Consider the following 14,753-nt stretch of genomic DNA (forward strand, 5'->3'; position numbering starts at 1 on the left):
TGTGGGTTTGCTGATAACCGAATTTTTTCTGAAGTGCGGGAACGCCGGTCGACGCTCCACAAAAACAGAAATTGCTTAAGGGAGCAGCATTGCCCCACAGGCCCGGGGTGTCAGCCCTCGATAAACACCTTCAATGGCGGTTCGTGCATCAGGAAGTTCTGGTGCGAGATATTCCAGGCATAGGCCCCCGCCAGGGTGAACACCAGCAGGTCACCAATGGCCAGTTGCGCCACCGGTTGCTGCCTGGCCAGGACGTCCTTGGGCGTACACAACTGCCCCACCAGCGTAACGGCCTGATCGCGGATCTGTGCCGGCTGGTCGCCCCGCAGTACCGTGAACGGATGATCATGGCCCTGAGCCGCAGGCGTGCGGAAGTGATGGGTACCGCCGCGGCCGATGGCGAAAAACTCGCCGTGACTGCTTTTTATGTCCAGCACCTGCATCACGTAGTAGCCACAGGCAGCACTGATAAAGCGGCCGATCTCAAACCGTATGCGGGTCGCTCCCATGTCGTGCTCAGCGATCAACCCCTTCAGCCCCGCGCAAAACCTTGGCCAGTCGAATGACTGCGCCGCGTCCTGATAGTTGATGCCCATCCCTCCTCCGACATTGAGCAGCGCCAGCTGCAGGTCGTGGTCGGCGCACAGCTGGCGGAAGGTCAGGAAGTAGCTGCGAATCAACTCAAGGTGCGCATCGACATCCAGCTGGTGCGACAGCATATGAAAGTGCAACCCCTTGAGCTCCAGCGACGGCTCTTCGCGCAGCAGTTGCAGGGCGCTTGCCAGCCCCTCTTCATCCAGGCCGAACGGCGTGGGTTTGCCCCCCATCACCAGGCGGCTCTGCGGTGCCTGGGCCAACTTGAGATTGAGCCGCAGCATGACCGGGGCCCGCACACCGCGTTCGCGGGCGATGCGCGCCAGGCTGCGCAGTTCGGTCACGCTTTCCACATGAAATGCCGATATCCGGTACTGCAGGGCGATGTCCAGTTCGCGATCCAGTTTGCCGGGCCCACCAAAAATCAATGGCTGATCGGGACACTGCTCATGCAGCCAGCTCAGCTCACCGCCCGAGGCTGCCTCGAAACCATCCACCCACGGCGCCAGGGTTTTCAGTACCGGGGCTTCCGGGTTGGCCTTGGCGGCGTAGAACAATTCGCAGTTCTCGGGCAGTACCTGACGCATGGCCTTTACATGCTGTTCCAGGGCGGGCAAGTCGTAGACGTAGGCACACAGTGGCGCGTCGTGCTCAGCCTTGAGCTGCTCGATGCGGCGGGTGACACCAGCCGGAAGAGTCATGCCTGTTTCCTCTGTTCAATGATCGCAAGCGGGCTCGGCAGCAAGGTGTAACCGGCCTCCCGGTCGGCGCGCATCATCAGCCGCGTCATAAAGTTTTCCTTGCTGGGGAAAGCACCGCCGGCGCACAACTCGCGCAATTGCTCCGGATGCCCAAGGCGCGTGGACTGCACGTGCAGCAGCTCGCCCACCCGTCCCCACAGCTGCTGTTCAAGCACGCCGCTGCCATTGGCAAGATGGAAAATCGCTTCGCCCAGATTGTTCACCAGCGCGCAGTAGCCCACCCGCTGCCAGGCTTTTTGCGCGCTGTAATAGACCGAGCTGCGGGTGCGTTCATCCAGTTCGCTCAGGCGCTCGGCGGGCCAGACTTCAGGCACCAGCTTGGTGCCTTCCAGATCGCGGATCCAGACCTGGTTGGGTAGCCCGTCTTCAGCAAAGCCGATAACCGTGTTCTGCAAATGCGGCTCCAGCGCTACACCCTGGCGGAACAGGCAATACAGCACGCCGCCAAGCATCCGGGCAGCATAGGCATCCAGCCATTGCAGCGTGGCCTGCTCAACGGGCAAACCGGTGTTGTCGGCGTAACGTTGTACCTGCTGGCGGCAAACGCTGCGGCCTTGTTGATCCCAGGTGAACAGCGCCATGGCCACTTGCGGCCGATACCGCTCGCGGTCGGCGACGGGCAGGTTTTCCCGGTAAACGATACCGAAGCACTCGGTGACTTCGCGGGCCTCCTCCAGCGTCCCGAGGGCGCTGAGGTCCAGGCTGGTGGCGCTGGGTTCGGGCATCAGCCTGAACCCGGGTTGCTGCACCGCCAGCTCGCTCATGACAGGCCGCAGCAGACGAGTCAGGGCAACGGCGCTATCCAGTTCATACCAGGCGTTCTTGCGCACGCAGTTGGTGAGACGCACATGCATCGAGAACTTCATGAAATAGGGCATCTGCGGGTGGTAGAGGGTGCGCACCGACGATGTGGGGTACATGCCCTGCCCCAGAGGCCCGAGGTACTCGATCAACCCCTGCTGTTGCGCGCGCTGCACCAACGGGTCGGCAAGCACCCGGGCAACTTCCCAGGGGTGGCACGGGTAGGCATCGTCGCGCCCTGACAATTGGCGCAGGGTGCTGCGCGGGTCCTCGCCCTGATGGCGAATCAGCGTCGGCTCGACCTTGAACCAGTGCAATTGAAAGTGCGCACCGACTTCCGGCGAACAGGCCAGCAAATCGTCATGGGAGATGCCCTCGCGGCTTTTCGGCGTCGGATGCAGGGCGTGACCCCACAACTGATTTTGCTCAGACGCCAGCAGGCTGTCGACCGCGTCGTTGGCCGGGCGTGAATGACGCAGGAAAGTGCGGGTGATTTGCAGGCTGTTGGCGACCTGTTGCAGCATCTCGCCAACGCGCTCGGCGCCACTCAGCGGGGTACAAAGCAGCCGCGCCAGTTCCTGGGCGTCCAGAGGGCGCCAGCTGTGGTTGCTGCCTTTGAAATAGGGAGCGCCTATGTAGTGGCAGCGACCCAGCAAGCTGCTGCGGTCGATGCGGACGACCAGGCGGCCACCGGGCAGGCAAATGCCGACGCAACGGCCGTTGGCCTGGCGCAGGCTCATCGGCAGGTCCTGCGCCCGATAGTTCAGGTCCGCTTCGTTGCGCGGCAAAGCGTACTCACGCAGGTAGCAATTGAGCAGGCACTCGATGGCATGCCGCTGGGCTTCACCATCAAGGGCGTGATCATGCAGGGAGGCGGTGTTGAGCGATGCGGTATTCAGAGCAGGCGTCATGCTGGAATCTCCCGGGAAGTTATCAATAGAGGGCGCGCGAGCACCATGGCTGCGATGGCCGCCAGGCACGCGACGAGAAAGGGCGACGCGATACCGCAGGCCTGGGTGACCACCGCAGCAGTGACACCGGCCGCAGTGCCGGCCCACTTGCCACTGGAGTCGAACCAGCCGAACAGGCGACCGGCGCTGCCTTTTTGGCTACGCTGGCTCAGGCATCGGTGCAGCCCGACAAAACTGAGCAGCATGCCGGCACCACTGAGCAGTCGCAGGGCGAACAGCGGCTCGGCCTGCACACTCCAGAATTGCAGCGCGTTACTGATGGCCAGCAGCGCCAGCCCGGGCAGCAGCAGGTTGCCCTGATGTTTCTGCACCCAGGGCAACGCCAGCAGGTAAACCAGGTTGGGCAAGCTGTAGAGCAGACCGATCAAGGCATCGTTGCCAATGTTCAGTTGCTCGCCGAAGAGGACAAAGTAGGGAAAGGTCACAACCATCGCGAAGCTGAACAGGAACTGCACCGCCAGCAGCCGTGGCATGTCATCCGGCAACGTACCTGCCGCCCCGGCTTTCTTGCTGTCCAGGGCATGCTTGGGGGCGTCCTTGGGCAGTGGCAGGACAAGTACGAAAGCCAGCAGCGGCAACCAGGCCAGGTAGAGATACAGGCTTGCCCCCAAACCTCGTGAGATCAGCAACCCCAACAGAATCGGACCCGTGATCAGTGCCAGCCGTGCCGAATACTGGGTCCAGTTGAGCGCGCGGGACAGGTCGCCCTCCTTGAACTGGGTCGAGAGGTAGGCGTTGGACGCCGCCATCGCACCGCCGAAGGTGCCCTGAATGATCAATGCCACGACGAAAACCGTCAGGTTGGGGCTCAGGCCTGCCAGCAAAAAGCCTGCGAACAACCCCCCATGGGCGCGCAGCAAGGACAGGCGACAACCGTTTCGGTCGGCCCAGCGCCCCCAGACCGGCGCCGCCAGGGCGGTGCACAGCGTCGGCAGTACAAACAGCACACCGATGGCCCAACCCGGTGTACCGGGCGCCAGATCGGCAAGGATGCGCGGCAGGTACAAGGGAATACCCAACGCCGTGAAGGCCGACAGGTAATGCCCCAGCAAGACGCTGCTGATCAGACGGCGCTGCATGGACCATCCTCCAGCAGGAAATTTGCCGCGCTGTAGCCATAGAACTTGTTGATGTCGCTCGCACCGGAATGCGCCTTGCTGAACAGGCTCCCGGCGCTAAGCAGGTACTTGACCGGCAGTTTCGGGCTGTCGAGCAGCCAGCAGCGGGCGTCGTGGCAGTCGATGCCTTGCGCGTCCAGTTGCTCCAGGCAGGTCATCAGACGCTGACGCAGCCTTCCGTACAAACTGGCTCGAGTGGCCAGGCCTGCGCCGGCAATCGCTTCCAGGATCGCCACGATATTCAGTTGCAAGGTGATGGTGCAGAACATCTCCGCCAACGGCTGGCTGCTATCGACGAGAATCCGCTCATCCTGCAGGGTGGCAGGCAGATCGGCGAGGTCCGGACAACTCGCGGCAAAGCGACGGGGCCACAGGCGCGCAGCGTCGTTGTCCTTCATCAGCAGGCGCAAAGGCTGCCCTGCTTCGAACATCAACACCGCGTTCTGCTGGTTAGCCTCCAGTGCGATGCCGTAACGCAGCCACAGCCGCAGATGAACCTGCAGCAGCAGGTCAAGGTAGTCGTCCAGCCAGTGCTGCAACGACCCGGCATAGAAGCGCCCTACCAGTTGTTCGAGGAACAGGCGCCCATCGGCAAGCGGGCTGGCCAGCGCAGCGACCGGCACCAGAGTGGTGTTCTCCAGCCCCGTCGGGTAACGGCGCACGATATAGGCCAGGTGACGGCTTTCGGCGGCATGCCCCCCGTGCTTTTCATCGACGTGCACATAACGCGACGCCAAGGCCGGATCCCGCTCGGCCAGGGCCAGCAGCGTGGTCTGGAACCAGTGACCGTCATACAGGGTACTCGGCTTGATCAGGCGCAAATTGCGCGCCCCCAAGGTAGTGACCAGCAACGGCAATTTGATATGCCACTGCGGTTGATCGACGCACACCACGGTGCGCACGGACAGCGTGGGCTCGACCTGCATGGCACTGCGCGGAGCCTTGAGCGTGCCTTCAGGCAGGCCGTATTGCTCCAGCTGGTCCCAGGTCAACGGGTGTACGGGCAGTAATGCGTGGCTGTTTTGCAGGGTCGGTGACAGGCCGACTTCCTCGAAGTCCGGCCAGTGCGGTGGCTGCGGGCTGGTCAGGGTCAGGGCGTGACGGGGGATCGCCAGCCACTTGAGTTCAAAGCGCGGTGCAAACTCCGGTGCATAGGCTTTGAGTGCAGCGGCATCGAAGCCGCTTTTGGCCCGCGCCGTCGGGTAGAACGGGTGGTCCAGGTAACTCGCCAGCTGATCGATTTTCAGCAGCCTCTGCGCCCAGTCCCTGAGCCCGGTCACGTCCCCCAGAGCGGGAGCGTGCTGGTGATAGGCCTGATTGCACAGGGTCCGGTGTTCGGTCGCACAATCCGCCTCTTTCAGATACGCCGCAAACAACGTGAGGCTTTCGTCATCCAGACCGTGGCTCAGGCAGCTCAGCCACAGCGGGTAGCCGCGTTGAACTTCAATCTGATTGTGCTCCGACACCTTGATCCAGGCGTCGCCCGTACCGATCCACTCCTGCAGCGGATATGCCTTGACCACTGGCAGCCAGAGTTCATCGTTGCCCAGATGAGCGATTCGCAACCAGCGTGCATCGGGCTGATGCAGCGCGTGCTGGCTCAGGTCATCCGGCAGCGGACAAATATGCCCCTGGCTCACCACCCCGCGGATGTCTTCACGCAGGCAACAATCGATGATGCGCCGGGTAATAAACGCCTGATCGGCCCCCTGCAAAGGCAGGCTCATGCCACCACCCATTTCAGATCGTCCAGGGTCGAGCTCAGTTGCGTTTCAAGGCTCACGTCATCCGGTGCAATCAGTCGCAGAACGCCGACGTAATCCTTGTTGGAATGGCTGATGGTCACTGTGTCGCCAGCAAGGTGCAGTGCCCGGTAATCGCACCAATGCCCTTCCCGCTCGACGTTGAAGCTGGCACTGGCCTTGTCCAGGCGGCCCGGGCGGTCGGCGACAAGGTAATGCACGGTGGCCGAGGATTGCGCCGGTTGTGCGTCGACCAGGCTGCCACCCAGATGCAGCGCGACGATACGGTCGAACCAGCCCTGAGGCAGCAGCCGGTCGAGCAGGAATTCGCGACCGTCGCCAATGCTGCGGTAGTTGATTTCAACCAGTACCGGGCCTTGAGCGGTCAATATGAATTCGCTGTGGCAGACCCCGAAATTGACGCCGAACGCAGCCACCTGGGCCAGCGCGCCAGCACGCTGGGAACAACTGAGTTGGCCGTTCCAGCGCGCGGCGAGCTCTACAAAATGTGGCGGTGGCGAAAGGGTCACATCGAAGCCACCGATGACCTGCAGGTTGCGGCCGTCACCCAGGGTTTCGAGGGTGAACAGCGGACCCTCCATATACGCCTCCAGCAACAGCGCCCGATCCGGTTGCTGCTGCCAGAACTGCTCGCAGTAGATGCTCAACTCGGCGGCGTTGTGGCACAACCTGACGTCAAGGCTGGCAACGCCTTCACGGGGCTTGGCAACCACCGGCCATGGCGCCTCGTTCGGCAATTGCGCATTCGATGTGAGCACCTGAAACCATGGCCCGGGCAACCCCAGACGCTGCATGCGCTCACGCATGGCCGCCTTGTTCTTCGCCGCATAACACAGCCGCCAGTCCTTGCCCGGGCATTCAAACGCCTCGGCCACCATCGCTGTCGCAGTCTGCAGGTGGTCGCTGTTGGAGAACACGGCCACAGGACGCAAGCCCTGACCGTTGAGGGTCTCGATAACTGCCAGCGGATTGAACACATCGCATTCGATGATCTGCAGCCGGTCCGGCGAAATAGGCGAGCTGGCGAGCAGACGCCGGTGTTCCTGGGCGTGGTCCGTGATGACCACAATCGGCAGCCCGCGTTTGTGCGCGGCAGGCAAAAAGCCCTCGATAATAGCTGGGTGTGCGACGTGTGCAAGAATGACAAATGGACGTTGCATGGCTGTTTCCTGGGGGCAACAGTTGCCCGTCCCGGGGGATCGGGCAACTGGTTTTCAGAGGCGCGGCTGCGCGGTTTAGAAGCGGTAATTGACGCCTAAGGTGAGCGAGCGCTCCGGCGCGGGTTGACGACCCCAAGGGCTGGTGTCGATACCGCGGAAATAATATTCGCGGTTAAACAGGTTGCTGATGCCGGCAGACGCGGTCAGAACGCTCTTGTCTGCCAGCGGGAACTCACGTTCGATGGCCGTATTCCAGACCCAGTAAGCAGGCAGTTCACCCACGCTGGCAGAGGCATTTTCTTCGCGGGTATTGGCGGCATCGGTATAGGCCTTGCTGATGTACAGGCCATCGAGGTTGTAGGTCCAGTGCTCGGCAAAGCGGTAACGGGCATCCACCATGAACTGGTTGCGCGAGGAGTACGGCACCTCGTTGTCCTTGAAGGTGCCGTTGCGTTGCTTGGCGTCGAGGTAGGCATAACCGGCATGCAAGTCCAGATCACGCATGGCTTGCGGCGTCCAGAAGATATCGGTCTCGAAGCCCTGGTGACGGGTGCTGCCAAGGTTGTCGAAGCGGTCGGTGGTGGCGTTGTAGACGATCTGATCGTCGAAATCGATGCGGTACAGGTTGAAGTCGACGCGCATGCCGTCCCACGGGGTATAGCGCACGCCGGTCTCGTAGTTCCACGCCAGCTCGGCCCCCACAGCGCCTTCCTTGACGATCTGCGTGACCTGCGGTGGCCGCAGGGACTTCTGGGCGTTGGCATAGACATACCAGGCGTCGTTCGCCTGATAACCCACAGTCAGGCCCGGCAGCCATTCCTCGGATTTGTTCTCGCGCTCGAACCCGGTGATGCCGTCACTGTAATTCATGCGCGCGTTTTCGTAGCGCACGCCGGGGGTGATGGTCAGGCGGCGGTCGAACAGGCTGATGGCGTTGCTGATGTAGAACGCGCGGGCGTCGTCATCGAACTTCCAGTCGCGGAACGCCGTCGTTACGCCGCTGGCGACGCTCTCGCGGTTGACCTTGTAGTCGATGTCTTCACTCACATAGCGGGCTCCGAGCAGCCAGGTCTGGCCAACGTTGTCGCCATCGATCGTGGCACTGAGGCGCGGCTCCGTGCCCCAGACCTTGAAATCACGAGGGCCGTCCTGCTTGGTCACTGCCGTACCGTCCGGAGTGAATGGCAGACCGACCACGAAGTTGCGGTAGCTGTTGTGGGCGAAGTTGGTCCAGCTGAACTCTACCGAGTCAAATGGGCCCATGGCGCCCAGGCGCTGGGTGTAGGTGCCCCAGACGCGATTGGTGTCGCCCTCGAAACGGTCCAGGGGACGTGTCGACTGGCGCGGATCATCCTTGTAGTCCTTGACGCTGAGCGCTCCGGCCAGGTCCATGTCGGCCTTGTAGTGCTGAATGCCGAAGCTCAGGTCACGATCATCGTCGATGTTCCACTGGCCGCGCAGACGGTAGTTCTGCACATCGGTGTCGGAGTGCTCACGACCGTATTCACCGCTCAGGGTGTTGATGTCCAGTTGCAGGCCGAAGTTGTCGGTCAGGTAGCCGCCGGTGCCCAGGTAGGTGTCCCACAACTGGCGCCCGCCAGCGTTGAAGGTGGTCTTCTCCTGCAGCGTGGTTTCCCACTCGCGGGGAATCGGCTTGCTGATAAAGTTGATCACCCCGCCCACGTTGTTCGGACCGTATTGCACCGCTGCGCCCCCACGCACGATGTCAATCCGGTCAACAGTGGCCATGGTCATCGGGAACAACGACAGACCGGTCTGGCCGTACGGCGCGAGCGCCAGGGGAATGCCATCCGACAAGGCCTGAATCCGGCCGCTGCGACTCTCATAGAGCCCGCGCACCGAAATCTGCGGCAAGGCGCCGGTGCCGGTTTCGTCAAAAATCTTGATCCCGGGTACCCGTTGCAGCGCGTCATCCAGACCGCGGACGCTGGCTTTTTTCAGATCGCTTGCGTCGACGACGCTACGGCTGCCGGCATAGGTACGAACCTCCTGATCGCTGGCTGCGCCCAGTACGTCCCCCTGAATCGTCATGGGTGCCAGCTCTACGCTACTGGCAGGGGCTGCGGGTTTGTCGGCGGCCATAGCGCTGTGGCAGATACCCAGCGTGATTAAACTGAGTGAAAAATGCAGGGCAGTTGTTGTTGTTTTCATTTGGGCTTCGTTAGCTCTTTTTACTGTTGGAGAGAATGCAGGCGGGCTTTCAACGCGTTATGCATCAAGCCTCGGTCTTCACCGGCCAGAAAGCTTCGGATCCCGCGGGCGCGCCATAGCGCGTTCTGTTCAGCTGTGCGGGGGTTGGCGCAGAAAGGTATTCCCGCGCCGAGGCAGGCATCGGCCATATGTTGCAGCGTTTGCCAGACTTGAGAATCAAGGGGGTCAGGCCCCAGACCGAGGTCAAGAGACAGGTCCAGGGCGCCTTCCATGATCATGCCGACCCCTGGCAACCGCAGGATTTCGTCGAGGGCTTCGACCCCGGCGCGGCTTTCGATCATGGGAACAATGGGGGTTTGACGATTGGCCAGCTCAATGTATTCGGGCAATGGCAGGCGGCCAAATCCGGTAATGCGCCCGCCGGTGATGCCGCGCTTGCCCCGGGGCGCAAACCAGGCGGCTTCAATGGCGCGCTGAACTTGCGCTGCACTTTCGGTGCGTGACAGGACAATGCCTTCGATGCCGGCATCCAGTGCCCTGCCGATCAGTTTTTCGTCCACTTGCGGTATGCGCAGCCAGGGCGAAATGCCTGCGGCCTCGCAAGCCCGGACGCAATGCATGATGTCTTCTTCGGAGCGCAGCAAGTGCTCAAGGTCAAGAATCACGAAGTCGTAGCCTGCGAAGGCGAGCATTTCGCAGAGCATGGGTGACGGAAGGGAGTTGAGCATGCCGTAAACGTGTTTCCCTTCTTGCAGTCGGGAAAATACCGGAGAGGTTCTTATCACTGACACAGGTCCTTTGAGCGAGGCAACACTGAAGCCAATAGTAATCATTCTCAGATGCGCGTGAACGATTTTTATTATCGAATAGCGATATTCGTGATGGACATCATAAAAACCCGCTTCCAACCGTAGTTAACTGGCAAAGAGCCAGTATTTTCTTGGTGTTCAAGCGCTTGTGATGGGTAGTGCAGAGCTCGTTTGAAGCCTGTGACGAGGCCGGTTTTCACTCCCGCCCGATACTTTAAAACCCTCAGTGCCCCCACAATTTTCAGCGGCGCCTGGCAGCTCTCACCAAATTTCAGGCAAAAAAAAGCCTGCATCGCTGCAGGCTTTTTTACTATCTGGCTCCACGACCTGGACTCGAACCAGGGACCCAATGATTAACAGTCATTTGCTCTACCAACTGAGCTATCGCGGAATGGCGTCTATCTTACTGATATAAAAAGAGAAGTCAACACTTCCGATGACTTCTCTTTGCATTATTCAGATGACCTGAACAATGGCGTCGGTAACCACTTCAATGTTGCGCTGATTCAAAGAAGCGACGCAGATTCGACCGGTATCGAGGGCATAAATACCGAACTCGGTGCGCAAGCGAGTTACTTGCTCAACGGTCAGGCCGGAGTACGAGAACATGCCGCGCTGACGCGCCACAAAGCTGAAATCATGCCCCGGAGCCTTTTTCGACAGCAGCTCGACCATTTGCAGACGCATACCGCGAATGCGCAGGCGCATTTCTGCCAGTTCTTCTTCCCACATTGCACGCAGCTCAGGGCTGTTGAGCACTGCAGCGGCGATGGTTGCACCGTGGGTCGGCGGGTTGGAGTAGTTGGTGCGGATCACGCGCTTGACCTGGGACAGAACGCGGGCGCTCTCATCCGCAGACTCGGTGATGATCGACAGTGCGCCAACACGCTCGCCGTACAGCGAGAACGACTTGGAGAACGAGCTGGAAACGAAGAAGCTCAGGCCCGACTCGGCGAACAGACGAACTGCCGCAGCATCTTCGTCGATGCCGTCGCCAAAGCCCTGGTAGGCCATGTCCAGGAACGGGATCAGACCTTTGGCCCTGACCACGTCCAGCACGTTCTGCCAGTCGGCAGGCGTCAGGTCGACACCGGTCGGGTTGTGGCAGCACGCATGCAGCACAACGATGGAGCCGGCTGGCAAGGCGTTGAGGTCTTCGAGCATGCCGGCACGGTTTACGTCATGGCTGGCAGCGTCGTAGTAGCGGTAGTTCTGCACCGGGAAACCCGCGGTTTCGAACAGTGCGCGGTGGTTTTCCCAGCTCGGGTCGCTGATGGCTACCACAGCGCCCGGCTGCAGTTGCTTGAGGAAGTCAGCACCGATTTTCAGCGCACCCGTGCCGCCAACGGCCTGGGTTGTAATGACACGGCCTGCGGCCAGCAGCGGCGACTCGGCACCGAACAGCAGCTTTTGCACAGCTTGGTCGTAAGCAGCAATGCCGTCGATCGGCAAGTAGCCGCGCGACGCGTGCTGAGCAACCCGAATAGTTTCGGCTTCGACAACGGCACGCAAGAGCGGAATTCGTCCCTCCTCGTTGCAATAAACACCGACCCCCAGATTCACTTTGCTGGTACGAGTATCGGCATTGAATGCTTCGTTGAGGCCCAGGATAGGATCGCGTGGTGCCATTTCGACAGCGGAGAACAGGCTCATTATTACGGCGGCTCTGAATGGAGTATGGAGGGGGTGACAACGCTCCAGCCGATTGCACTAGAGCGGTGCACAAACGGGGAGCAAGTATAAAGGTGATCAGGATTCGGGCAACAGGCGATTCCCGGTTTTTGGCAAGTATTTCAGTTTATTTTCAGGCCACTGGTCTAATTGCAATCTTTGTGCGGATGGCCGTATCAGAGCAGTGCCTTGAAACAGTCAGACATGATCTCCATAACTAGCGGTATCCTGTTTTTTTCCTGCGGCCTGAGTCGCATGCACTTATAAAGGCCACTGCCTTTATAGAAGCAAACCCAGAGGTCCGTTATGCCCGATTTTCAGCTTGTTACCCGCTTCAAGCCCGCGGGCGATCAACCCGAAGCCATTCGCCAGTTGATCGAAGGCATTGAGGCCGGTCTGTCACACCAGACCCTGCTCGGGGTAACGGGCTCAGGCAAGACCTTCAGCATCGCCAACGTGATCGCCCACGTGAACCGCCCCACTTTGGTGCTGGCCCCCAACAAAACCCTGGCGGCGCAGCTGTACGGCGAGTTCAAGTCGTTCTTCCCGAACAACGCGGTGGAGTACTTCGTCTCGTACTACGACTACTACCAGCCCGAAGCCTATGTGCCCTCCTCCGATACCTTTATCGAGAAAGATGCCTCGATCAACGACCATATCGAGCAGATGCGCCTGTCAGCCACCAAGGCGCTGCTGGAGCGCAAGGATGCAATTATCGTCACTACGGTGTCGTGCATTTACGGCCTGGGCAGCCCTGAAACCTATTTGAAGATGGTGTTGCACGTCGATCGCGGGGACAAACTCGACCAGCGCGAGCTGCTGCGCCGCCTGGCCGACCTGCAATACACCCGCAATGACATGGACTTTGCCCGCTCGACCTTCCGCGTGCGCGGCGACGTGATCGACATCTACCCGGCCGAATCTGACCTGGAAGCGGTGCGTATCGAGCTGTTCGATGACGAAGTCGAAAGCATCAGCGCCTTTGACCCGCTGACCGGCGAAGTCATCCGCAAGATGCCGCGCTTTACCTTCTACCCGAAGAGCCACTACGTAACCCCGCGTGAAACCCTGCTCGACGCCGTTGAGGGCATCAAGGTGGAACTCAAGGAGCGCCTTGAATACCTGCGCGCCAACAACAAACTGGTGGAGGCCCAGCGCCTGGAGCAACGCACCCGTTTTGATCTGGAAATGATCATGGAGCTGGGCTACTGCAACGGCATCGAAAACTACTCGCGCTACCTGTCGGGCCGCGAGTCCGGTGCGCCGCCGCCGACCCTGTTCGACTACCTGCCGGCCGATGCCTTGCTGGTGATCGATGAGTCCCACGTCAGCGTGCCGCAGGTGGGCGCCATGTACAAAGGCGACCGCTCGCGCAAAGAGACCCTGGTGGAATACGGCTTCCGCCTGCCTTCGGCACTGGATAACCGGCCGATGCGCTTTGATGAATGGGAGCGCATCAGCCCGCAAACGATTTTCGTCTCGGCCACCCCCGGCAATTACGAGGCCGAGCACGCGGGCCGCGTGGTCGAGCAAGTGGTGCGCCCGACAGGCCTGGTCGATCCGCAAATCGAAGTGCGCCCGGCGCTGACCCAGGTCGATGACTTGCTCTCCGAAATTGCCAAGCGCGTCGCCCTGGAAGAGCGCGTACTGGTCACCACGCTGACCAAGCGCATGTCCGAAGACCTCACCGACTACCTCGCCGATCACGGCGTGCGCGTGCGTTACCTGCACTCGGACATCGACACCGTGGAGCGCGTCGAGATCATTCGCGACCTGCGCCTTGGGGTGTTTGACGTGCTGGTGGGCATCAACCTGCTGCGCGAAGGCCTGGACATGCCCGAAGTGTCGCTGGTGGCGATTCTCGATGCCGACAAGGAAGGTTTCCTGCGTTCCGAGCGCTCGCTGATCCAGACCATTGGCCGGGCGGCCCGTAACCTCAATGGCCGGGCGATTCTCTACGCCGACCGGATCACCGGGTCGATGGAACGGGCCATGGGCGAAACCGAACGCCGCCGGGAAAAACAGATCGCCTTCAACCTCGCCAACGGCATCACCCCCAAAGGCGTGTTCAAGGACGTGGCCGACATCATGGAAGGTGCGGTGGTGCCAGGCTCGCGCAGCAAGAAGCGCAAGGGCATGGCCAAAGCCGCCGAAGAAAACGCCAAGTACGAAAACGAACTGCGTTCACCGAGCGAAATCAGCAAGCGCATTCGTCAGCTGGAAGAGAAAATGTACGCCCTGGCCCGCGACCTGGAATTCGAGGCCGCCGCACAGATGCGTGACGAAATCGGCAAGCTCAGGGAGCGCTTGTTGCAGGTTTGACCCCCTGTGAGAGCGGGCTTGGTGCGGCTCGGTGTATCTGAATCACCGAGGTGCTGCTGTCGCGAGCAAGCCCGCTCCCACAGAGGACCAACTCACACAGCCACAGCCGCCACCGCCTCAACCTCAAACAGCATTTCATCCAGCGCCAGGCGCGGTACCGGGATCAAGGTACAGGCCGGCGCCGGCAGCGAACCCCAGACCCGCGCCACTTCAGCGCCCAGAATCTGCAAACGCTCCATGCTGTGATCAACAATCAGCACGGTGATCTTGGCCACGTCCTTGAGCTGCGCATCCGCTGCAGCCAGGGCGATCTGCAGGTTGGCAAATGCCTGGCGCACCTGTTCGGCGAAATCGGGTGACAGCTCGCTGTTGGCGTTTTCACCGCCCTGGCCCGCGGTATACACCAGACGCACATTGGGTGCCAGGCGTGCGACATGGGAATAGCCGTTGGGCGCAGGGTCATACAGCCCGGCCGGGTTGAGCAGTTGCACAGCAGGGTGAAGGTTCTTATCCATAAAATTCGCACCTTGGGGCAGTAGAGTTGGCAGCGCGCTATTCAACCACTGTCGCCAATCCCCATGCCAGTGCCCTCGCGGCACATGCCGCAAATA

The 14,753-nt window shown here is 60.9% G+C and carries 10 protein-coding genes and 1 tRNA gene; 1 reads left to right on the plus strand and 10 read right to left on the minus strand.

Annotated elements, in window-relative coordinates; translation table 11 throughout:
• Positions 1-110 precede the first annotated feature (110 nt).
• From ACZRMS_RS16780 to ACZRMS_RS16820, 9 genes are all read right to left on the minus strand, one after another.
• Positions 111-1,295, minus strand: coding sequence for a type III PLP-dependent enzyme (locus ACZRMS_RS16780; RefSeq protein WP_463996169.1), 1,185 nt, complete (start codon positions 1,293-1,295; stop codon positions 111-113).
• Complete coding sequence (locus tag ACZRMS_RS16785) at positions 1,292-3,067, minus strand: IucA/IucC family protein (RefSeq protein WP_463996170.1); 1,776 nt, start codon at positions 3,065-3,067, stop codon at positions 1,292-1,294. Before ACZRMS_RS16785 ends, ACZRMS_RS16780 begins: the two co-directional genes overlap by 4 nt.
• Entirely contained in the window at positions 3,064-4,206 is a 1,143-nt protein-coding gene (locus tag ACZRMS_RS16790) for an MFS transporter (protein ID WP_463996171.1), read from the minus strand. The genes ACZRMS_RS16785 and ACZRMS_RS16790 overlap by 4 nt, the downstream gene beginning before the upstream one ends.
• Positions 4,191-5,972, minus strand: coding sequence for an IucA/IucC family protein (locus tag ACZRMS_RS16795; RefSeq protein WP_463996172.1), 1,782 nt, complete (start codon positions 5,970-5,972; stop codon positions 4,191-4,193). Before ACZRMS_RS16795 ends, ACZRMS_RS16790 begins: the two co-directional genes overlap by 16 nt.
• Complete coding sequence (locus ACZRMS_RS16800) at positions 5,969-7,168, minus strand: ATP-grasp domain-containing protein (protein ID WP_463996173.1); 1,200 nt, start codon at positions 7,166-7,168, stop codon at positions 5,969-5,971. Before ACZRMS_RS16800 ends, ACZRMS_RS16795 begins: the two co-directional genes overlap by 4 nt.
• A gap of 75 nt (positions 7,169-7,243) precedes the next feature.
• Positions 7,244-9,340: a TonB-dependent receptor family protein gene (locus ACZRMS_RS16805; RefSeq protein WP_463996174.1), complete on the minus strand. Its 2,097-nt coding sequence runs from the start codon at positions 9,338-9,340 to the stop codon at positions 7,244-7,246.
• Positions 9,341-9,360: 20 nt separating this feature from the next.
• Positions 9,361-10,068: an HpcH/HpaI aldolase family protein gene (locus ACZRMS_RS16810; protein ID WP_463996175.1), complete on the minus strand. Its 708-nt coding sequence runs from the start codon at positions 10,066-10,068 to the stop codon at positions 9,361-9,363.
• A 396-nt stretch (positions 10,069-10,464) separates the two neighbouring features.
• Positions 10,465-10,540 (minus strand) — tRNA-Asn (locus ACZRMS_RS16815).
• A 65-nt stretch (positions 10,541-10,605) separates the two neighbouring features.
• Complete coding sequence (locus ACZRMS_RS16820; protein WP_463996176.1) at positions 10,606-11,802, minus strand: amino acid aminotransferase; 1,197 nt, start codon at positions 11,800-11,802, stop codon at positions 10,606-10,608.
• Between the two features lie 324 nt (positions 11,803-12,126).
• On the opposite strand from ACZRMS_RS16820, the gene uvrB reads away from it, so the two are divergent.
• Complete coding sequence (uvrB, locus tag ACZRMS_RS16825; RefSeq protein WP_463996177.1) at positions 12,127-14,142, plus strand: excinuclease ABC subunit UvrB; 2,016 nt, start codon at positions 12,127-12,129, stop codon at positions 14,140-14,142.
• A gap of 92 nt (positions 14,143-14,234) precedes the next feature.
• Here uvrB and ACZRMS_RS16830 read toward each other — a convergent pair whose 3' ends face one another.
• Positions 14,235-14,657 (minus strand): RidA family protein, encoded by a 423-nt coding sequence (locus ACZRMS_RS16830; RefSeq protein WP_463996178.1) that lies wholly within the window; start codon positions 14,655-14,657, stop codon positions 14,235-14,237.
• Positions 14,658-14,753 lie beyond the last annotated feature (96 nt).

The sequence above is a fragment of the Pseudomonas sp. B424 genome (assembly GCF_055408345.1).

What these genes read in the sequence shown, in the direction of transcription:
- ACZRMS_RS16780 (WP_463996169.1), bottom strand. Translation starts at nt 1,295, where the DNA reads ATGACTCTTCCGGCTGGTGTCACCCGCCGCATCGAGCAGCTCAAGGCT.
- ACZRMS_RS16785 (WP_463996170.1), bottom strand. Translation starts at nt 3,067, where the DNA reads ATGACGCCTGCTCTGAATACCGCATCGCTCAACACCGCCTCCCTGCAT.
- ACZRMS_RS16790 (WP_463996171.1), bottom strand. Translation starts at nt 4,206, where the DNA reads ATGCAGCGCCGTCTGATCAGCAGCGTCTTGCTGGGGCATTACCTGTCG.
- ACZRMS_RS16795 (WP_463996172.1), bottom strand. Translation starts at nt 5,972, where the DNA reads ATGAGCCTGCCTTTGCAGGGGGCCGATCAGGCGTTTATTACCCGGCGC.
- ACZRMS_RS16800 (WP_463996173.1), bottom strand. Translation starts at nt 7,168, where the DNA reads ATGCAACGTCCATTTGTCATTCTTGCACACGTCGCACACCCAGCTATT.
- ACZRMS_RS16805 (WP_463996174.1), bottom strand. Translation starts at nt 9,340, where the DNA reads ATGAAAACAACAACAACTGCCCTGCATTTTTCACTCAGTTTAATCACG.
- ACZRMS_RS16810 (WP_463996175.1), bottom strand. Translation starts at nt 10,068, where the DNA reads ATGCTCAACTCCCTTCCGTCACCCATGCTCTGCGAAATGCTCGCCTTC.
- ACZRMS_RS16820 (WP_463996176.1), bottom strand. Translation starts at nt 11,802, where the DNA reads ATGAGCCTGTTCTCCGCTGTCGAAATGGCACCACGCGATCCTATCCTG.
- uvrB (WP_463996177.1), top strand. Translation starts at nt 12,127, where the DNA reads ATGCCCGATTTTCAGCTTGTTACCCGCTTCAAGCCCGCGGGCGATCAA.
- ACZRMS_RS16830 (WP_463996178.1), bottom strand. Translation starts at nt 14,657, where the DNA reads ATGGATAAGAACCTTCACCCTGCTGTGCAACTGCTCAACCCGGCCGGG.